At 68.0% G+C, this 19487-nt stretch carries 16 protein-coding genes and 2 pseudogenes; 7 read left to right on the top strand and 11 right to left on the bottom strand.

The annotated features are described in order from the left end of the window. Positions 1 to 424: 424 nt before the first annotated feature. Positions 425 to 1003, bottom strand: coding sequence for a hypothetical protein (locus tag ALI22I_RS06835; RefSeq protein WP_077004645.1), 579 nt, complete (start codon positions 1001 to 1003; stop codon positions 425 to 427). A gap of 464 nt (positions 1004 to 1467) precedes the next feature. On the opposite strand from ALI22I_RS06835, the gene ALI22I_RS06830 reads away from it, so the two are divergent. After that, positions 1468 to 3735, top strand: a complete 2268-nt coding sequence (locus ALI22I_RS06830; RefSeq protein ID WP_202970810.1) for an ATP-binding protein — start codon at positions 1468 to 1470, stop codon at positions 3733 to 3735. Positions 3736 to 3747: 12 nt separating this feature from the next. Here the strand turns inward: ALI22I_RS06830 and ALI22I_RS48795 are convergent. Further along, positions 3748 to 3963: pseudogene (locus ALI22I_RS48795) on the bottom strand (integrase core domain-containing protein); the annotation flags it as partial. Here ALI22I_RS48795 and ALI22I_RS06820 point away from each other — a divergent pair. Together ALI22I_RS06820 and ALI22I_RS06815 are read left to right on the top strand one after the other, a co-directional pair. Next, positions 3925 to 4350 carry a cellulose binding domain-containing protein gene (locus tag ALI22I_RS06820; RefSeq protein ID WP_077004642.1) on the top strand — a complete coding sequence of 142 codons (426 nt, stop codon included), beginning with the start codon at positions 3925 to 3927 and terminating at the stop codon, positions 4348 to 4350. The pseudogene ALI22I_RS48795 and the gene ALI22I_RS06820 overlap by 39 nt on opposite strands. A gap of 127 nt (positions 4351 to 4477) precedes the next feature. Then, on the top strand, positions 4478 to 6085 hold the full coding sequence (locus tag ALI22I_RS06815) for a glycoside hydrolase family 27 protein (RefSeq protein ID WP_077004641.1): 1608 nt from the start codon (positions 4478 to 4480) through the stop codon (positions 6083 to 6085). A 263-nt stretch (positions 6086 to 6348) separates the two neighbouring features. On the opposite strand, the gene ALI22I_RS06810 is transcribed toward ALI22I_RS06815, so the two are convergent. Then, positions 6349 to 6789 (bottom strand): YciI family protein, encoded by a 441-nt coding sequence (locus tag ALI22I_RS06810; RefSeq protein ID WP_083751494.1) that lies wholly within the window; start codon positions 6787 to 6789, stop codon positions 6349 to 6351. Between the two features lie 176 nt (positions 6790 to 6965). Here ALI22I_RS06810 and ALI22I_RS06805 point away from each other — a divergent pair, with 176 nt between their 5' ends. Next, a complete protein-coding gene (locus ALI22I_RS06805) occupies positions 6966 to 7511 on the top strand; it encodes a GrpB family protein (RefSeq protein WP_202970808.1) in 546 nt (181 codons plus the stop codon). Positions 7512 to 7526: 15 nt separating this feature from the next. Here the strand turns inward: ALI22I_RS06805 and ALI22I_RS06800 are convergent. The 8 genes and pseudogenes from ALI22I_RS06800 to ALI22I_RS06760 form a co-directional block, all read right to left on the bottom strand. Then, positions 7527 to 7834 (bottom strand): annotated as a pseudogene (locus ALI22I_RS06800) (helix-turn-helix domain-containing protein); the annotation flags it as partial. 282 nt (positions 7835 to 8116) lie between these two features. Then, positions 8117 to 10249: a xanthine dehydrogenase family protein molybdopterin-binding subunit gene (locus ALI22I_RS06790; protein WP_077004638.1), complete on the bottom strand. Its 2133-nt coding sequence runs from the start codon at positions 10247 to 10249 to the stop codon at positions 8117 to 8119. Beyond that, entirely contained in the window at positions 10246 to 11214 is a 969-nt protein-coding gene (locus ALI22I_RS06785) for an FAD binding domain-containing protein (RefSeq protein ID WP_077004637.1), read from the bottom strand. The genes ALI22I_RS06790 and ALI22I_RS06785 overlap by 4 nt, the downstream gene beginning before the upstream one ends. Then, a complete protein-coding gene (locus ALI22I_RS06780; RefSeq protein WP_338013468.1) occupies positions 11211 to 11825 on the bottom strand; it encodes a (2Fe-2S)-binding protein in 615 nt (204 codons plus the stop codon). Before ALI22I_RS06780 ends, ALI22I_RS06785 begins: the two co-directional genes overlap by 4 nt. Positions 11826 to 11921: 96 nt before the next feature. Further along, positions 11922 to 13049 carry a PQQ-dependent sugar dehydrogenase gene (locus tag ALI22I_RS06775; RefSeq protein ID WP_083751493.1) on the bottom strand — a complete coding sequence of 376 codons (1128 nt, stop codon included), beginning with the start codon at positions 13047 to 13049 and terminating at the stop codon, positions 11922 to 11924. A 145-nt stretch (positions 13050 to 13194) separates the two neighbouring features. After that, positions 13195 to 14034: a helix-turn-helix transcriptional regulator gene (locus ALI22I_RS06770; RefSeq protein ID WP_143532011.1), complete on the bottom strand. Its 840-nt coding sequence runs from the start codon at positions 14032 to 14034 to the stop codon at positions 13195 to 13197. A 312-nt stretch (positions 14035 to 14346) separates the two neighbouring features. After that, on the bottom strand, positions 14347 to 14928 hold the full coding sequence (locus ALI22I_RS06765; protein ID WP_143532010.1) for a substrate-binding domain-containing protein: 582 nt from the start codon (positions 14926 to 14928) through the stop codon (positions 14347 to 14349). A 15-nt stretch (positions 14929 to 14943) separates the two neighbouring features. Then, positions 14944 to 15621 carry a TetR/AcrR family transcriptional regulator gene (locus tag ALI22I_RS06760; protein WP_077004635.1) on the bottom strand — a complete coding sequence of 226 codons (678 nt, stop codon included), beginning with the start codon at positions 15619 to 15621 and terminating at the stop codon, positions 14944 to 14946. Between the two features lie 80 nt (positions 15622 to 15701). Here ALI22I_RS06760 and ALI22I_RS06755 point away from each other — a divergent pair, with 80 nt between their 5' ends. The 3 genes from ALI22I_RS06755 to ALI22I_RS06745 all read left to right on the top strand — a co-directional run bounded on the left by ALI22I_RS06755 (position 15702) and on the right by ALI22I_RS06745 (position 19466). Continuing rightward, positions 15702 to 15989 (top strand): hypothetical protein, encoded by a 288-nt coding sequence (locus tag ALI22I_RS06755; protein ID WP_202970806.1) that lies wholly within the window; start codon positions 15702 to 15704, stop codon positions 15987 to 15989. A gap of 49 nt (positions 15990 to 16038) precedes the next feature. Then, positions 16039 to 16227 (top strand): hypothetical protein, encoded by a 189-nt coding sequence (locus ALI22I_RS06750; protein WP_083751492.1) that lies wholly within the window; start codon positions 16039 to 16041, stop codon positions 16225 to 16227. Between the two features lie 113 nt (positions 16228 to 16340). Beyond that, on the top strand, positions 16341 to 19466 hold the full coding sequence (locus ALI22I_RS06745; RefSeq protein WP_083751491.1) for a non-ribosomal peptide synthetase: 3126 nt from the start codon (positions 16341 to 16343) through the stop codon (positions 19464 to 19466). Positions 19467 to 19487 lie beyond the last annotated feature (21 nt).

Here is a 19487-nt window from a genome sequence, read left to right as displayed (position 1 = left end):
TGCCTGACACCGGAATCACCGGGGTCTGGCCGCGAGGTGCCCAGGTCCGGGCTTTCGGCGGCCGTAGCGTGTGACCCGCCTCGTCCTCGAAGCAGATCCGTGCCCCAGGCCCGGTGGACTGGAACCGCCGTCGCCGGAAAGGAGGAGGGCATGGTCGATCACGGCGGTGGTGGCCGTGCCGAGGCCGCACGTGGGCGGTGATGAAGCGTGGCTGGCGGGCTGCTCTACCGTGCGGGCGCAGGCCGCATCGACCTCGACTTCGCCGTCACCACCTTGCGCCCCGGTCTGTCGTCTTGCGCCCCGGCCCGTGTGGTCGCCTCGTCAAGTGCTCTCCGGCAGTGTTCGACGGTGTCGCGGTGACTGTGCCGCCACCAGGGTGCTCCCGGACGCGGGGCTGCGGTTCATCCGGCGAAGTAGGCGACGGTCACGGTGACGCGCTCAGGAGGTGGGAACTGCTCATCGGCCCTGCCCAACGGGCCGACCAACACCGTCCACATGGGGCCGGAGTGTCGATGGTGGCTTCGTTGCTGGCCTTGACGAGCACCGGTTCGTGATCAGGGCAGTAGTAGGCGCCGACGTAGTCGTCGGCGCGGCCGTCCCAGGAACCGCCGTTGCGCAGCCTGCACTTCGCCCCGTTGGCCAACTCCAGACCCCACGGCGTCGGGTTGGCGACCTTGGTCGCAGGTGGCACGGGGGCGTCGGACCGGGTCAGGGTGATCGTCTTCTCCCATGGCATCCCATCGCACACGAGGTCGCGCCGGTCGGGTCCCACCCAGCACACGTCCGCGCCCGCGGCGCTGGGTGAGCACGACACGAGGTCGTCCCCGACGACCGCGATCGATGCCGAGAAGCATTCGGCCGACCCGCCTTGGTCTCGCACGGTGAACCCCGGCGCAGGCGTCCCGTCGGCCGCCATGCCCACCAGCGTCACCACCTCGGTCGGGGTGAGTTTCGGTTTGACCGTCGGGAAGAGGGTGACGGTGAACGCGGCGGCGTCGAGCACCCTGCCCAGGGCGCGTTTAGCGGCGTTTGCCGCCCGATAGACCTTCTAGGAAAACTTGATCCAGTCCACGCTCACATACGCGGCTGGGTTCGCTGCTGAACGTGATGTACACGTCGTGCGTACCCGTCACGCCGGGCAGGTTCGCCGCCACCGTCTTCCACTTCTGACTCCTTGGTCAGCGGGTCACCGTTGAGGAATCGCAGGACGGGGCTGGTCGACCCGGAGATGCACCTGCCGTATTCCTGGACCGACGACCGCGACCGCCGCGCGGCGGACCGTGGACACCCACGGGGAGCACATCCTGACCAAGACGGGTTTCACCTCGCGGACGCAGTTCGCGGCGTTGTTCGCCTCGAAGAACTGAATGCCGGTCGGCGTACCCTGGGTGTCACCGACATCCCGGTTGGGTGCATGGATGGAAGGTGGCGGTGGCGCGGCGACAGGATGACAACCTCCCTGCGGACTTGACCCGGCTGATAGGTCGTCGGGCGGAGATGGCCGAGGTCAAGCGGTTGATCTCGGCATCGCGGCTGGTGACCCTGGTCGGCACGGGCGGTGTCGGCAAGACGCGCCTGGCCCTGCACGTCGCGCGCCAGGTGCGGGGTGTGTTCGACGGTGGTGTCTGGCTGGTCTCGCTTGCCGATCTTGCCGATCCCGAGCTGCTGGCCGCCACGGTGATGTCGGTGATGCGCAGTGGCGGCCGTGTGGGGACGGGGACCGCGGAGCTGGTCGAGCACATCGCGGACCAGCACGTGTTGCTCGTCCTCGACAACTGCGAGCACCTGGTCGACGCGTGTGCGCAGTTCGTGGGCGAGCTGCTGGGCCGATGCCGGAACGTGCGCATCCTCGCCACCAGTCGCGAGTCGCTGCGGGTGGCCGGTGAGGCGCTGTTCCCGGTGCCGCCGCTGTCGGTGCCGACGTCGGACGCGACGGTCGACACGCGTGAACTCGGCCGCTATGACGCCGTGACGCTGTTCCTGGACAGGGCGAGCGCGCTCAACCCCGGCATGTCGCTCAGCGACGACGAGCACTACGCGGTGGCGACACTGTGCCGCAGGCTGGACGGGTTGCCGCTGGCCATCGAACTGGCCGCGGTACGAAGCAGGGTGCTCTCGGTCAAAGCCCTCCTCTCCCGCGAGGAAAACCGCTTCCAGCTGTTGACGAAGGGCAGCCGGACGGCGCCGGCCCGCCACCAGACGCTGCGCGCGACCGTCGACTACAGCTACGAGTTCTGCTCCCCGGCCGCACGGAAGCTGTGGGCGCGCATGTCGGTGTTCGCGGGCGGCGCCGACATGGACGCGATCAAGGCGGTCTGCACCGGGAACGGGCTGACGACGGACGATGTGCACAACGCCTTGGCGGAGCTGATCGACAAGTCGATCGTGACCTTCGACGGCTCCCGCTACCACATGCTGGAGACGATCCGCGGGTACGGGCGGGAGCGGCTGCGGGAGTTCGGCGAGGAGCGGGACACGAGGCTCGCCCACCGCGACTTCATCGCCGGCCTGGCCGCCGAGGTGGCCGCGAGCTGGTTCGGTCCGGACCAGCAGGCGCTGCTGTGGGAGACGCTGACCGAGCAGGCCAACATCCGGGCGGCACTGGATTTCTGCCTGCACGAGCCCGGCATGGTGCGGGTGGGGCTGCGCATCGCGAGATCGCTGTGGGCGTTCTGGTTCGGGTGCGGCCGGCACGACGAGGGCCGGCTGTGGCTGGACCGGCTGCTGGCGGCGGACCCCGAACCGAGCCCGGAGCGGGTGTCGGCGCTGTGGGTCTACGCCCATCTGGCGATCACCGATGGTGCGGCACCGCTGGGACTGGAGCTCCTCGACGAGTGCCTGAAGCTGGCGCACCAGCTCGGCGACAGGGCGAGCATCGTCAGGGCCATCCGCATCCGCGGGCTCGCCGAAACGTTCCTCGGACAGGTCGAGAAAGGGATCGCCTCCATCGAGGAGGGCATCGAGGAACGCATCGGTCTGGAGCGCGAGCTGCCGCGGGTGAACCCGTTCCTGGCCGCGGCGCTGCTCAACCTCGGCCTCGCCCGGCTGTGTGCACGCCAGCTGGACCGCGCCGTTGAAGCGCTCGAGGAGAGCAGGCGGCTGTGTGCCGACGCGGGCGAACAGATGGAGCAGGCTTGGTGTCTGCTGTTCCTGGGCCTGGCCGCGGTATTGGACGGCCGTCTCTCCGACGCCGTGGAGCTGATCAAGGACGGGCTTCGGCGCAAGCACGCCTTGGAGGACCTGCACGGCATCCACGCGGGCATCGGGTTCCTGGCCTGGGCCGCACTCGAGGAAGGGAAGAACGAACGCGCCGCCCGGCTGATGGGCGCGTCCCGCGCGGTGTCCGCAGTGCAAGGGGCGCACATGGCAGGGATCAGACCACTGCTGCGATGGGATGCCGACTACGAGGCGAAGGCTCGGGAGATCCTGGGCGAGTCCGTCTTCGACGCGCTGTTCGACGAGGGGCACGGGCTCGACTTCGATCAGGCGGTCAAGTACGCCCTGGAGCTGCGGGACGAACCCGACTCGTCCGCGCGGGTGGAGGAGTATCTGCCGCTGACGCCCCGGGAGCGGGAGATCGCCCAGTTGGTGACGGAGGGGAAGACCAACAAGGACATCGCGGCGCAACTGGTGATCGCGCGGCGGACCGTGGACACGCACGTGGAGCACATCCTGGCCAAGTTGGGCTTCACGTCGCGGACCCAGGTCGCGGCGTTGTTCGCCTCGAAGAACTGAGGTCCTCAAACGTTAGGCCGCTGCGGGTTCGTACTCGTTGATCAGGCCGCCGATGACTGGTCGGCGACGTACCGCCGTGTGGTTCGACTGTGGAATTGGGTGGTCCGGTCGTCGTGGCGTGAGCTGTCGGGCTCGATGAGGTCTGCGGTGGTTGTAGTGCGAGACGTAGCGGTCCAGCACTGACTTCATGTGGCGTTCGTTGATGATGAACAGTCGGTCGGTGACCTCGCGTCTGACGGTGCCGACGAACCGTTCGGCGTGGCTGTTTGCTCTGGGGCAGCGTGGGGGATCTTCACGACTTGGACATCGGCATCACCGAGGACGGCGTCGAACGAGGGCAACACGGCCGTCAACGGCTGGAACGTCGAGTGGACCCTGGGCAGCGGCCAGACCGTCACCCAGGTCTGGAACGGCACGCTCAACGTCAGCGGATCGACCGCGTCGGTGCGCAACGCCTCGTACAACGGCTCACTCCAGGCCAACACGTCGACTGCAGCCCCGGCGAGACAGTGGGGCATCGACTCTTGCTTACGTCCGCTTCACGGGCCACACTACGCCATGGAACGTTCAACCAACTTGATCGAACAACATCGAACAACATCGAAAGCCCTGTAGGAGCTGAGAAATGCCCGATCCCGTCCGTCGTCGTCGCCGGATGTCGCGGCTCACTGCCTTGCGCCCGATTGTTAGCGCTAACACGAGGTGGGGGAGATCATCGTTCAGGCGTAGCCGGGTCACAGCGATGCTGTCGGCCGCCTGCCTGCTGCTGGCCGGGGCGACCACAGCGGTGGTCGGACCCCAGGCGCAAGCGTTGGAGAACGGGGTGGCCCGCACGCCGCCGATGGGGTGGAACACCTGGAACACCTTCGGCTGCAACATCTCCGAGACGTTGATCCGGCAGACCGTCGATGCGCTGGTCAGCAACGGGATGGCTACACAGGGCTACAAGTACGTCGTGGTGGACGACTGCTGGTTCAACCCCAACCGTGATGCTCAGGGGAACCTGCAGGCGCATCCCACCCGGTTCCCGAGCGGGATGAAGGCGCTCGGCGACTACATCCACAGCAAGGGCTTGAAGTTCGGTATCTACCAGGTGCCGGTGGACAAGACGTGCGCGCAGTACTTCAACTCGTTTCCGGGTGCCACCGGCAGCAGGGGACACGAGGAGCAGGACGCCCGGCAGTTCGCCGCATGGGGAGTCGACTTCCTCAAGTACGACTGGTGCTCGCCGACGGGCACGATGGCGGAGCAGGTGGCGGCGTTCGCCAAGATGCGCGACGCCCTGGCGGCCACCGGTCGGCCGATCGTCTACAGCATCAACTCGAACAGCATTCACGAGAAGACGGGACCGTTGCGCGACTGGGGCGACGTCGCGCACATGTGGCGGACCACCGAGGACATCACCAACCGGTGGGACACCGGCAGTGACGGCAGCTCGTTCATGGGCGTGCAGAACATCATCAACGTCAACGTGCCGTTGGCGCCCTATGCCCAGCCGGGCGGGTTCAACGACCCGGACATGCTGGAGGTCGGCAACGACGGCATGACGGAGACCGAGCAGCGCAGCCATTTCGCCATGTGGGCGATGATGGCCGCGCCGCTGATCGCGGGCAACGACGTGCGGAGCGCGTCGGCCGCCACGCTCGCCGTTCTGAAGAACGCCGACCTGATCGCGGTCAACCAGGACCCGCTCGGCCTGCAGGCCACGCAGGTGTCGAACGACGGCACCCGGCGGGTGATCGCCAAGCGTCTGGCCAACGGCGACATCGCGGTCGCGCTGCTCAACCAGGGCTCGGCCACGACGACGATCTCGACCACGGCCGCAGCGATCGGCAAGACCGGCACCTCGTTCACGCTGCGCGACCTGTGGACCGGAGCGACCTCGCCCACCAGCGGCGCGATCTCGGCCAGTGTTCCCGCGCACGGCACGGCGGTCTTCCGGGTCAGCGGCGGCGGCCTGGCACCGGCGCCGGTGCCCTTCTCGCTGCGCAGCGAGTCGGCGGGCCGTTGCGTGGACTCCCCGAAGGGGGCGTCGACCAACGGCACCCAGCCGGCCCTCTGGGACTGCAACGGTGCGGCCCAGCAGCTGTTCACCCGCAGCGGCAACATGTTGCAGCTACTCGGCAACTGCCTGGAGACGGCGCCCAACGCCGCAGCCGGCGCGAAGGTCCAGTTGTGGTACTGCAACGGTGGCACGAACCAGCAGTGGACACTGAACAGCAACGGCACGATCAGCAACGTGCAGACCGGGCTGTGCCTGGACGTGAACAACAACGGCACCGCTAACGGCACGCCGGTGATCGTGTGGACCTGTCACGGCAACGCCAACCAGCGTTGGGTCCGCGTGTGACGCACAGCAGGGCCGCGTCACCCCGCTGACGACTGGCCGAACTCGATGCCAGAGCCCCAGCGCGAAGCCCGCCGGAGACGGCGGGCTTCGCGTCTGCTGTGGCCGTCGAGCTGCTGGACCATCAACGGCTGGACCATCAACGCCGGCGCACCCGCATCGAGTTGGCCAACGCGATCTTCGAGTACCTGGAGATCTTCACAGGATGTGGACGTAGCGGGTGGCGACCTCGTCCCCGGCTCAGGTCGATGCGCAGACCCGCGTCGTCAACCGTGGCCGGGCAAGTCTTGCTCCAGCGTGGCGGGTCTCCCTCGATCGGACATCGTCGGGACGTCACCATCGCCTGCCGACCGGCGGAGCATCGCTTCTTGTTCGGGGTCGGGCAGGAGCTGCCGGACCTCTTGCGCACAGCGGCAAGCGACGGCGATCTTGGCAGCCCACGCCAGCGCCTCCTCGCGTGAGGCCACGTCGACGACCGAGAACCCGCCAATGATCTCCTTGGTCTTCGGGTAAGGGTCGTCGGTGACCGTCCCGTCCGTGGCCACGACGGTCGCCCCCTGGCTTTCCAGTCCGGCGCCGAACACCCACACGCCGGCGTTCACGGCCTCCTGGACCACCGCGTGCGAGGCCTTGCCCACGTCGGGCATCTCCTCGTCAGGGATGTGGTCCATCGCGCCGACACCGAACGAGATCAAGTACCGCGTCATCCCATGACTCCCTTGTCCCGACGTTCTCCTCCGGCAGCCTCTCACCTGTTCTACAAACGACTCGCCCCGAATCCGACACTGAGCCCTTTCCAACCTCTGGTCGTTGGGGACGGGAGCGGTGGCCGGGGTGGAAGTTCGGTGGACATCGCAGCGTGCGTTGACGCAGGATGACGGCCGTGTCGGAGCCCAGCAGCATCCATGTAGCCGACTACGACCCCGACTGGCCGCGGCAGGCCGCTACCGCGATTGATGCTCTCCGGGCAGCGGCACCCGGGCTGTTCGTGGAGATCGAGCACATCGGCTCCACCGCTGTCCCGGGACTGGCGGCCAAGCCCGTCATCGACCTGATGGCCGCCGTCCACGACCTCACGCACGCTCGACCCCACCAGGCGGCGCTCGCCGGCCTCGGCTTCCACCCGCACGACAACGGGATGACTGACCGGCTGCTGTACGTCCGCGCAGACAGTGGCGTCCGAAGCCATGTCCTGCACGTGGTGAGCCTGGAGAGTTGGCCTACCCGCAACCAGCGGATCTTCCGGGACTACCTGCGCGCCCATCCAGAGGACGCGGCCCGATACGCGCAGCTCAAGCGGGCGATCGTCGTCGCCGGCACGGCATCGGGTGGATATGCGCGAGCGAAGACGACGCTGGTGCAGGAGCTCACCGACCGCGCTCGCGCACAACTCGGCCTGCCATCGGAACCCGTGTGGGAGAAGCGGTGAACTCCTACAGCCTCAGGCCGCGATCCGGTCGATCGGCAGCAGCGTCCCGCCCAGGATTACGAACGCCTTCCCACTGGTCGTGCGGCTGGCGGCAGTGATGTCCGGGGCCAGGGCCGCCAGGACCTCGATGGCTTCGGTGATGTACCGGTAGACCGTGGTACATCACCGAAGCCGAACCCGGCCGCGAGCTGGGCATAGGTGTGCCCGCACCGCAGATGGGCTAGGACGAGCAGCGCCTGACGGTCCGCTGGAAGCCGACGCCACCGCGTGCCCCGCTTACGCCGTCGTGCGGTCAGCAGACCGGACAGGAAACGGAGCTCCACCGCTTCTCACACTCAGCCCTCATCCCAACTCGCCGCATCAACAACCAGGTTGGAAAGGGCTCAGTCTTCAACTCGCGAAGTTACGACTGGAGTGCCAACCACACGCGTGTGGGTGTCGTTCGCTCGGGCTGTAGCGCTCCCGCCGCTGCTTGGACGGTGCCACCCCGGTCGCCGATGGTCTTCGCCGGATCGCGGTACGGCGTGGTGTCCCACCGTCGGACCGCGCCGTCGAGGCTCACACCGACGGGATAGGCGCCATCGGAGCTGAACACGATCGGGTGATTACAGCAGTTTGTCCTGGGTGAAGGGGAGGTCACGGATCCGGCGGCCGGTGGCGTGGAAGATCGCGTTGCCGATCGCCGCGGGCACGCCGGTGATCGGTGTTTCGCCGAAGCCCCTGGCCCCGAGGGCCGTACTGACCGGGTCTGGCTTGTTCACGAAGATCGCCTGGATATCCGGCACATCCGCGTTCACGGCAAGCAAGTACGTCGACAGGTTCGGGTTGACCACCCGTGCGGTCCGGCGGTCGAGTACGGTGTGTTCCATCAACGCATTACCGATGCCCCAAGTGAATCCGCCGATGACTTGGCTGCCTGCGGTCTTGTGGTTCATCACGCGGCCCGCGTCGTACGCGCCGACTCCGCGGGTCACGCGGACTCGGCCGTAGCGCGGATCGACCCGGACTTCGACGAAGACCGCCCCCGTGGAGTAGCCCCTGGCGTTGGTCATGGAGCTGGTGTTCTGCACCGGCGCGCCATGCCGTGCCATGACCGCTCGATAGCTTTCGCGGCGGGAACGGTCCGGTGAGAACAGGTACCCGTGCTGCGTGATGATCTGCTCAGCGGGCAGGCCGTGCAGCGGTGACGCGGGATTCGACACAGCGAGCTGGACGACGGCGGTCCGCACGGCCAAAGCGGCCGCGTTGACCGCGCCGGTGACGCTGGCGATCGTCCCCGACCCGGCCGACAACGCCGCAGGTGGGAAGTTCGTATCGCCGAGTTCGACCTTGACCTGGTTCAGCGGCACACCGAGAGCATCGGCGACGACCTGCGTGAACACCGTGTACGTGCCCGTTCCGATGTCCTGCGTGGCCGTCTGGCTCAGCACGGTGCCGTCCGCCGCCATCCTGACCATTGCCGAAGACGGGTTGGCGTTGTGGTCGTGTGCTTCGGTCGCCATGCCCCACCCGACGAACTCGTGACCGTCCCTCGTGGAACCCGGCTTCGGATTGCGCCGGGACCAACCGAAAGCGTCGGCGCCGAGCTTGTAGCAGTCGAGCAGGAATCTGCTCGAGAAGCGCTCCCCGGTGGTCGGGTTCACGTCGGTGTAATTGCGCCTGCGCAGCTCGACCGGGTCGATACCGAGCTGGTAGCTCAGCTCGTCCAGCGCGGTCTCCAGTCCGAAGTGGGAGGCCATCTGCGGTGAGCGCATGAACCGCGAGGTCGGAACGTCGAGGCGGACTCCTTGCTGCCGGGTGTGGATGTTCGGGCATGCGTAGAGCATCCTGCTGGAAATGCTGTGGCTGTACATGTTCTCGCTGGTCCGGGAAAGCTGCTGGGTGCTGAGGTGCACCAGTGCGGTGAGTGTGCCGTCCCGTTTGGCGCCCAAGGTGACCTGTTGCCGGAACTCGGCGCGGTGACTGACGATCGAGTACATCTGGGCCCGCGTGAGCACCATCTTGGCGGGCCGCCCGAGCTGCCGGGCGATCGCGGCGTTGAGCAGCGAGTGCGGCCACACCGGTGACTTGCCGCCGAACCCGCCGCCCAGATACGGCGCCAGCACCCGGACATTGGTCTGTGGGATGGCAAAAGCGCTGGCAAAGGTGCGTTGCGCGTTGACGACGCCCTGACTCGTCTCGTGCACGGTCAAGTGATCACCGTCCCACTGCGCGACTGTCGCATGTGGCTCGATCGGATTGTGGTGGTGTGGCGGGCTTGAGTAGTTCTGCGTGACCGTGACCTCGGCCGCGGCCAGGCCTGCCGTGGGATCGCCGACGATCACTTCCTGGTTCGCGGGCAGGTAGACCTCGGTCAACGCGTCGGCGATGACCGCTTTCGGGGTTTCCGGAGCGTACGTGACGCGCACGAGCTCGGCGGCTTCCTGCGCCTGCTCAGGTGTCGTGGCGACCGTGATGGCCACGATCTGTCCGTTGTAATGGATCTGGGTTCCCTGCAATGGCATGAAGTGCTGGTCGCTGGTCAGCCGAGGCGCGTTCTCGTGCGTGAACACCTCGACGACGCCGGGGACCGCGCGTGCGGCGGCGGTGTCCACGGACGTGACCCGGCCGCGAGCGATCGTGCCCATCACCAGGTAGGAGTACAGCATTCCGGGCAGCGTGCGGTCGGCGGCGTACCGGGCGTCGCCGGTGACCTTCGCACGTCCGTCGACGCGTTCGACAGGCTGTCCGACAGTCATCGCACACCTCCCAAGTCTCGTAGCAGACCATCGAGCGCGCGTTGGACGAGGTCCACTTTGAACGCATTGTGGTCACGGGTGACCGCACCGCGGACCAACGCGCGTCCCGCTTCAGTGATTGTCGTTGTGGTGAGCGGCTTTCCGCGCAACGCGTCTTCGGCTTCCGGTGAACGCCAAGGCTTTGTGGCCACGCCACCAAATGTCAGCCGGACGTCTCGGACAGTGTTGCCGCGCATGTTCAACGCTGCGGCAACGGCCACGACTGCGAACTCGAACGTCGCGCGGTCACGCAGTTTCAGGTACCTCGACCTGGCCGCGAGCGGGGTCACGGGGATCTCGAACCCGGTGATCAGCTCGCCGTGCCCGAGTACGGTCTCCTGATCCGGGGTGGTGCCGGGAACGACGTGGAAATCGGCGAACGGGATCCGCCTGCGGTCGGTCAGCACGACGGCATCCACTGCCAGCAAGGCCACAGCCAGGTCGGACGGGTGCACGGCGATGCAGTGATCGCTGCCGCCAAGGACCGCGTGGCCGCGGTTCTCACCTTCGAGCGCGGGGCAGCCGCTGCCGGGAGCCTTCTTGTTGCACGTGGTCCCGCTGTCGCGGAAGTACCCGCATCGGGTCCGCTGCAAGACGTTGCCGCCGACCGCGGCCATGTTCCGGATCTGCGGGGACGCGGAATTCAGCAATGCCTCCGACACGACGGGCAAGGACCTGCGGACAGCAGGATGCGCGGCGACGTCGCTCATCCGGGCCAACGCGCCGATCCGGATCACGCCGTTGCGCTGGACGATGTCGCCCAGCGCCAGACCGTTGATGTCGATGATCGCGCCGTGGCTTTGGGCGCCGTCCTTCATCAGGTTCAGCAGGTCCGTTCCACCCGCGATGAACCGTGCGTCGGGTTGTCCGGCCAGTCGCACCGCATCGGCGACGTTCCGAGGCGCGGCGTACGTGAAGTTCTTCATTTCGCCGCGTCCTGGATGGCGTCGACAATGTTCGGGTAGCACGCGCAGCGGCACAGGTTCCCGCTCATCCACTCGCGGATCTCGTCCGCCGAACGGGTGTGCCCCTCGGAAATGCAGGCGACACCGGACATGATCTGACCGGGCGTACACCCTCCGCATTGGAACGCGTCCCGCCGGATGAACGCCTCCTGCAGCGGGTGCAGCCGGTCGTCCCGTGCCAGGCCTTCGATCGTGGTGATCTCGGCGTTCTGGCGCATCACTGCGAGAGTCAGGCAGGACTTGATCCGGCGCCCGTCGACCAACACCGTGCATGCGCCGCATTCACCACGGTCACAGCCCTTCTTGGTTCCGGTGAGGTCAAGGCGCTCGCGTAAGGCGTCCAGCAAGGTCACGCGAGGTTCGACCGCCAGCCGGTGGTCACGGCCGTTGACTCGCAATGTTATGTCCACAGATGACGACTCGGTCTGCGCCGCTGCTGCGGGCGTTGCCGCGGGCGTGGCGACCAAGGTTGCGGTGACGGCGGCACTTCCGGCCTTCAGCACGGTTCGCCGCTTGTACTCCGAATCAGCTGTCACGGCAGGTCTCCTGGGATTGGTGGTGGGTTCGTACACACATCGTGGCCCCTGAAACCGGGCGCCGGTCGCGTTGATGACAAGCCGACAGGGAGACGACAGCCTGCTGTTCGGCTTGCGGGCCGCGGACTCTTGTCAGCGCGTGGGGAACCGCAGGACGCGATCGTCGCCCTCGCGGGGCTGACGCGGGTGGTTGGACGTGGTGAGCCAGAGCGCGCCGTCGGGGGCGATCTCCACGGTCCGCAAACGACCGTAGGCTCCGGGGAAGTACACCTTCGGCTCACCGATGCGGCCTTTGACGAGCGGCATGGTGTACAGCCGTTGGCCGGTCAGGCCGGCCATGTAGAGCGTGTTGCCGGAGATGGCGATGCCCGAAGGGCCGGCGTCGGCGGTGGGAAAGGTGATCAGCGGATTGGTGAGGCGGCCGTTGTCGGTGTCCCCGGTGCCTTCCACCATCGGCCAGCCGTAGTTGCGGCCGGGCCGGATCAGGTTGATCTCGTCGACGGCGTCCTCGCCGAACTCGGAGGAGTACATCCGGCCCTGGGCGTCCCAGGCGAGGCCCTCCAGGTTGCGGTGGCCGTAGCTCCAGATGGGCGAGTGGGGAAACGGGTTGCCCGGCGCCGGCCGACCGTTCGGGGTGACACGTAAGATCTTGCCGTTGAGGTTGGTCAGGTCCTGCGCATTTTCGGGGTTGCGGCCATCACCGACGGTGGCGTACAGCATGCCGTCCGGGCCGAACTTGAGGCGCCCGCCACTGTGATTCTCCCCGCGGGTGAAGGCCAGGATGACCTCTAGCGGTTCGTCGGAGTCGAGTTTGAACCGGGCGATCCGAGACTCGCCGCCGACGGCGGTGTAGTACACGTATACCAGTTTGTCCTGGGCAAAACGGGGGGAGAGATCCAGGCCGAGCAGCCCGCCATCACCACCTGGGATGTACACGTCGGGAATGGTGCGGACGGGCTCGGGCTCGTGGCCGGGCCCGATGCGCAGAATGCGGCTTGTCTGTCGTTCGGTGATCAGGGCGTCGCCGCCGGGCAGGGAAGCCATGCCCCACGGCATCTGGATGTCGGTGGCGATCACGTCGGGGGCGGCGTTGAGGTCCGGCGTGCGCGAGTGCGAGTTGGACGACGACTGACCGGCCGACGACGATGCCGCCACCAGTGATGCCGGGGCAGGTGCCACCTCCTCGGTGGTCAGGCCGGTGAGAGACAGGACAATCAGGGCGGCAGCGGTCCACCGTAGCGTTGGCACGTACTTGGTCATGGGGCCTCTTCGATCAGGGCGACCAGGGTTTCACCGGGGATCGCCGGCACGTCAAGGACATAGAGGACACAGCTGTCAGCTCTGTGCTGGTGAACAGGAAGCGCACCGTCTCTCGCCGGGACGCTGCGTTCAGAGGCCGTTGGCTTCACCGCAACGTCTGGGTTCCCACGACGGCCAGCATCTCGAGTTTTGCGACCGAGTCGGTGCCGACCGCCGGGGTGAACCACAGCAACCGCTGCTTGCCGTCCTCGCTGAACAGGTTGAGGCAGTTCACCTCCAGCAGCCCGAGTTCGGGATGCACCAGGCGCTTGCGGTCGTGGCGGCGGAACGCGACGTCGTGACGCGTCCAGTGCTCCGTGAACTCGGGGCTGCGTGCGGTGAGTTCCGCGATCAGTGCGCCCACCTCGGAGTCGTCGCCACCACGGCGCGCCATCGCCGCGCGGAGGTCGGCGACGAACGCGCGGGCGTGGTCGTCGTGGTCCTCGACGGGGTAGATCGCCCGCGACGCCGGGTCGGTGAACCACCGGTACAGAAAGCCCGCCGTCCACCCGGTCGGGGGCGGTGCCGGGCCGAGCAGCGCGGCCGCCAACGGGTTCTGCACCAACGTGACGCGCAGATCAGTGACCACCTGAGCCGGGGTACCGTCCAGCCGGTGCAGCAGGTCGAGCATGCCGGGATGGACGTGGTCGGCCGGGCCGCCGTGCGCGGGCACTGGGCGGCCGGCCAGGTAGAAGAGGTGGTCGCGCTCGTCACGGCTGAGCCGCAGCGCCCGGGCGAGCGCCGCCAGCATCTGCTCGGACGGCTGGGCCCCGGCCCCGCGCTCAAGCTCGATGTAGTAATCGACCGAGGCGCCGGCCAACTGTGCCACCTCATCACGGCGCAGCCCGGACACCCGCCGCCGCGGACCAACAGGCAGGCCGACATCCGCAGGCCGGATCCGGTCCCGGCGCGACTTGAGGAAAGCTCCCAGCTCGACGAGGTTCACTCCACCAATGTGCGTGATCACGAGTCGCGTAGCCAGGGGTTGCCGACACCTGGATAAGCAACCACTGGGCGCCTTCACACTGCGGCTACGTCGTGGGGGCGTACGGAGCAAGGGAATCTGAATGATCGTGTCAAGCTGCGGCGGTAGCCGGTGGTGGCGCGGTCGCCGCGATGTTCGATACCGCACAGATCGAGTTCGTCGGTGTCGACGTGGTCGCGCACGCGACCGGTTGATCGGCCACCAGCGTCCGACGGGGCACCGGCACAGCCCACAGCGTTGGCGGAACTCGTCGACGACGGCCCTCCATCTGCGTCAAAGAACGCGGCGAGGCGGTGCCGTGCTGTGGCGCATGACCAGTCGGGTGGGTATCAGGGTCGTGCCGGGTTCGGTCGCGTGGTGGCGGATCTGGTGGAGCAGGCGTTGGACGCAGCGTCGCCCGACCTCGGCGAAGTCCTGGCGGATCGTGGTCAGCGGTGGGATGTAGGAACCGGCGTCGGGGATGTCGTCGAATCCGATCACGCTCACGTCGCGGGGCACGTGAAGGCCGTGTTCGTGGAAGGCGCGCAGCAGGCCCAGGGCCATCTGGTCGTTGGCGGCGAAGACGGCGGTGCAGCGGGGTTCTTCGGCCAGTCGCAGGCCGGCCCGGTAGCCCGATTCGGCCGTCCAGTCGCCCAGTTCGACGGGCGGGACGGGGCGGCCGGCGTCCTGCAGGGTCGTGCGCCAGGCGTTGGTGCGGTGTTCGGCGGCGAATGATCCGGTGGGGCCGGCGACGTGCCAGACCGTGTGGTGTCCCTGCGGGGTGTCGAAATTCTGCGCTGCACTGTGACCTGCGGCGATGCGTAACGCCCACGTGGGGCGGGATTGCGCAGTTGGCGCTGGTAGCCCACCGCACAACTGGGGGGCACCGCGCTATCGCGGTGTTTGTGGCAGACGGATGAGCGCTCGGTACATCTGGGCCCGGGTGGGCGGGTCCACGAGGGGCTGGGCGGCCTCGGCGGCGAAGGACTGGATGAGGTAGCCGACGAGGCGGCGCCACGCGTCGGGGGCGGCGTCGCGGGTGGCGGTGACCACGCCGGCGTTGGCCATGAGGATCAGGGCCACGTCCTGGTGGGCGAAGTCGCGGCGTAGTCGGCCCGATGTTTTCGCGTGTTCGATCAGTTCGGTGAGTGCGTTGGCGGCGCGGTCGCGCTCGGCTTCGAGGGCTTTGGCGGTGGGAAACGTCATGGTGAGGACGTCGGCGAAGCCGCGGTCGTCGGCCTGCATCTGGCAGACGCGTTCGATGAAGGCGCAGAAGCCGTGCCACGGGTCCGGGTCGGCGAGGGCTTCGTCGATGGCCTCCGAGTAGGCCCGCACCTTCTCGGCGAACGTCGCGGCGATCAGGTCGTCGCGGGTCGGGAAGCGACGTAGCAGGGTGGCGATGCCCACACCGGCGCGCCGGGCGATCTCGTTCATGGAGGCATCGAGCCCGTGCTGGGCGAACACCTCCCGCGCGGCCTCGACCACACGCTCGCGGTTGCGCTGTGCGTCGGCCCGCAGACCTCGTCCACCAGGGACCGACGCCCGGTTGTCGTCCCCGTCCTTCGTCATGCCGACAGCCTACGCTATGTGGAATAGGCGCTCCACTTCATGTGTTAGGGTGCGGTAGAAGTGGAGCACCCCCTCCACTAGTGGCCGAAACAAGCGAGTACCTGCGTCCCAAGACCCCTGGCGGGCGCGGGTTCGTGGTCAACCAGGCCCAGTTCGACGCCGGAACCCGGCGCGGCAACGCCATCATGATCGGCTCCAGCGAGCAGTTCATCGAGAAGATCCTCGACGCCCACCAAACCCTCGGCTTGGACCGGTTCCTCGGCCAGATCGACTGGGGCGGCCTGCCCCGTGCCGCCGTCTCCGACTCCATCCACCGCTACGCCGAAGAAATCGCCCCCGCCGTCCGCGCGGTCAAAGGGGAGATCTGACCGGGCACAGCCCGGTGGACCGGGCAAGCCCGGCTCGAAGATCCACGCGATGAGCGAGCGGGGCGGCATCCCGCTGACCGTCGTCGTCTCCGCCGCCAACCGCAACGATCACCTGGAGTCGGAGACCGTGGTCGACGCCGTCGCGCCGGTCAGGGGACCTGTCGGGCGGCCCCGGCGTCGACCGGACAAGCTGCGCGGTCATCTGCTACCGCCGAGCCGTCAAGCTTGGACCCGCTGACCCACGACAACCCAAATGAGATGTGGTCTTAGGAGCAGCAAGGCTCGGGCGGGGAATCGGGTGTTCAGCGCGGTGTTCAGGGATTCGCAGCCGCACTGTCCCGATACTTCGACATGTTGCCGGAGACAGGGGGATCCGTGGTTTCGCTCCGTCTCGACGAGTGCTTTCTCGAGCATGTCCGTCAGCGGCCGGATGCTGTAGCGATTTGTGGTGACACCACGCTCACCTACCACCAGTTGGCGACGAGGGCCGTGGCAGTGGCCGGTGGGCTCGCGCGGCTCGGCGTGCGGCGTGAGACGTTGGTCGGCATGTCGTTCGCCCGTGGGGTGGACGCCGTGGTTGCCACGGTCGGGATCGTGCTCGCCGGCGGGGCGTATGTGCCGATCAGCCCGACCACTCCCGGACGAAGGATCGGCGAGTTGCTCGCTGACAGTGGGGTCGGGCTCGTCGTCGCCGATGCGGCCGCGGTGGGTGTTGTCGCCGCGGCGGCGCCAGCCGGTGTAGAGGTGGTCGACCTCGCCCGGGTCGAGGCGTGGGGGAGCAGTACCGAGGTGGACGGTTTCGCGGCGCCGCCTCCGCTGGACGAGCGATCTCCGCTCGCGCACGTGCTCTTCACTTCGGGGAGTACCGGAAAGCCGAAGGGTGTGCTGGTTGAGCACGCGGGAATCTGCCGGCTCGCCCGCGAACCGCATTTTCTCGCCTTCTCCCCGGACGACCACGTGCTGCATGCCAACCCGCTCGAATTCGACGCCGCGACGATGGAGATCTGGGGCGCGTTGCTCAACGGCGCCCGGCTGTGCGTCGTCGAGACCTCGACCGTGGTCGTCTCCACCCGGTTCGCCGCGGCGCTCCGCGAGCACCGGATTACCTTCGCGTGGGTGACCGCGCCGCTGTTCAACCAGCTCGTCGACGAGGACCCGACGATCTTCGCGCCGCTGACGAAGGTGTTCACCGGCGGCGATGTGGTGTCCGCGCGGCACGTCGACCTGGTGCGCGAGCACTGCCCGCGCCTTGCCGTCCACAATGGATACGGGCCGACCGAGAACACCGTCTTCACCACGCTCTACCGGATCGACACCGAGCACGACGGGCCGATCCCCATCGGCAGGCCGATCACCGACACCACCGTGCTGGTGCTGGACGACAACCGTGAGCCGGTGCCGCCGGGCGTGGTCGGTGAGATCTACACCGGCGGGCTCGGGATCGCACGCGGCTACCTCAACAAACCCGAACTGACGGCAGAGCGCTTCGTGCACATCGACGGCGAGCGGTACTACCGCACCGGCGACTTCGCGCACCAGGACCGCGACGGCCTGCTGCACTTCCACGGCCGCGCCGACGGCCAGGTGAAGATCCGTGGCCACCGCATCGAGACCGCTGAGGTGACCGCGGCTCTGCTCGCCTTGCCGGGAGTCCGTGACGCGCACGTTCGCCCGGTCGGCACCACCGTGCAGGACAAGCGACTCGTCGCCTACGTGGTCGCGCCGGGCACTGACGAGGCGAACGTCCGGGCGGAGCTCGCGTCGGTCCTGCCGAGCTACCTGCTGCCGGACCAGTTCGTGTGGCTCGACCGACTTCCGTTGAACGCCAACGGAAAGGTCGATGGCACGAAGTTGCCCGCTTCCGGCGTCACCCGTACCGGGGCACGGCACACCGAGGCGGAGAGCCGGCTCGCCGCGCTGTGGGGCGAGGTGCTCGGCCTGCCACCGGACACGATCGGCTCGGACGACGCGTTCCTGGCGATCGGCGGCAACTCCATCAAGCTCGGCGCGTTGCTGGGTAGGCTGGACCGCCGGCTCGGGGTCAGGCTGGGGTTCGCCGACGCGATCCAAGCCCGCACGCTCGCGGGGATGACCGCAGCCCTGGCCGGCGCCACAACGGGGTACGCTCCGCCGATTTCCCTGCCGGTGCAGGGCACGCAGGTGCACCTGCACCCACGCCAGCTTGGGCTCTACGCGCATTGGGCGGCCGCTCCGGACTCGGTCGTCTACAACGTGCCGGTGCGGCTACGGCTGCGCGGCCCTGTCGAACCGCTCCGGATGAGGCAAGCGCTGCGGGCGCTCGTCGATCGGCACGACGCGTTGCGGATGAGCTTCGTGTTCGCCGACGGCGGGGTGCGCCAGGTCGCGGTGGCCGGTGCCGAGGCGGACTGCGAGGTGCTCGACGGGCCGGTGCGTGACGTGCTCGGCCGGTTCGTGCGGCCGTTCCGGCTCGACCGGCCACCACTGCTGCGCGCGCTGCTGGTTCCCGCCGGGCCCGACACACATGACCTGTACCTGGACGCGCACCACATCGTGCTCGATGGCGTCTCTCTGCGAGTGCTGGTCTCCGAGCTGCTCGACCTCTATCTGGGTGACGAGCCACCCACTCCGCCGACGACCTTCGCCGGTGCCGCGCAGTGGTGCCACGACCAGGGTGACGACCCGGCCGCCGAAGAATTCTGGCTCGCCGAGCTGGCTGGGGCGGCCGGCTCGGACCTGGCCCTCGACCGCCCACGTGGAACGCGGCGTGCGACGCGAGGCGCGGTCGTCCGCCGCGAGCTGCCCGCCGAGGACCTCGCCAGGGTCGAGCAGGCCGCCCGGCAAGCCGACACGACGCCGTTCACAGCCGTGCTCACCGCGTACGTCACGGCGATCGCCCGGCGCACCGGGCACCTCGACCTCGTGGTCGGCACCCCGACGAGCGGGCGCACCGCCCATCCCGACCTGGAACAGGTGGTCGGCATGTTCGCGAACATGGTGGCGCTGCGGGCACAACTGGCCGGCGACACCGGACTCGGTGACCTGCTCCGGCAGCTGGACGGCCGCCGGTGCGCCGCACTGTCCTACCCGGACTTCCCGGTCGAGCGGCTGGCGAAGCGGATGGGCATCCCGCGCGACCCAGCCCGCAACCCGATCTTCGACGCGGTATTCGCTTACCAGGACTTGGAGTTCTACGAGTTCGCCAGAGGCGGACTGGAGATCTCGGTCGAGCTGTGCAACCCGGGTACCACCCGGTACGACCTCAACCTGCAGGCCTACCGCCGCCCCGACCGGCTCGTGCTCGACCTTGAGTACGCGGCAGATCTCTTTACCGATGACAGCGCGGAAAGCCTGCTCGACGAGTGCCTGCGGGCCCTGGCCGAGCTGGTCGACGATCCCCGGACGCCGGTGTTCGGCACACCGTTCAGGGCAGTGCCGGAGGCTGAGGCAACACTGCGGACGAACGTGGACTCGGTACGGAGGTCGCCGGTCAGATGACAACCAGCGCCGATCACACCA

It is taken from the genome of Saccharothrix sp. ALI-22-I, from assembly GCF_001984175.1.
Classification (GTDB): domain Bacteria; phylum Actinomycetota; class Actinomycetes; order Mycobacteriales; family Pseudonocardiaceae; genus Actinosynnema.
The sequence above is the reverse complement of the archived record's forward strand: the minus strand, read 5'-3'. Positions and strand labels throughout refer to the sequence as shown.

Excerpts from the sequence above, each read along its gene's own strand:
- ALI22I_RS06785 (WP_077004637.1), bottom strand. The coding sequence starts at position 11,214 with ATGAAGAACTTCACGTACGCCGCGCCTCGGAACGTCGCCGATGCGGTG.
- ALI22I_RS06750 (WP_083751492.1), top strand. The coding sequence starts at position 16,039 with ATGAGCGAGCGGGGCGGCATCCCGCTGACCGTCGTCGTCTCCGCCGCC.
- ALI22I_RS06815 (WP_077004641.1), top strand. The coding sequence starts at position 4,478 with ATGCTGTCGGCCGCCTGCCTGCTGCTGGCCGGGGCGACCACAGCGGTG.
- ALI22I_RS06775 (WP_083751493.1), bottom strand. The coding sequence starts at position 13,049 with ATGACCAAGTACGTGCCAACGCTACGGTGGACCGCTGCCGCCCTGATT.
- ALI22I_RS06790 (WP_077004638.1), bottom strand. The coding sequence starts at position 10,249 with ATGACTGTCGGACAGCCTGTCGAACGCGTCGACGGACGTGCGAAGGTC.
- ALI22I_RS06760 (WP_077004635.1), bottom strand. The coding sequence starts at position 15,621 with ATGACGAAGGACGGGGACGACAACCGGGCGTCGGTCCCTGGTGGACGA.
- ALI22I_RS06810 (WP_083751494.1), bottom strand. The coding sequence starts at position 6,789 with ATGACGCGGTACTTGATCTCGTTCGGTGTCGGCGCGATGGACCACATC.
- ALI22I_RS06745 (WP_083751491.1), top strand. The coding sequence starts at position 16,341 with ATGTTGCCGGAGACAGGGGGATCCGTGGTTTCGCTCCGTCTCGACGAG.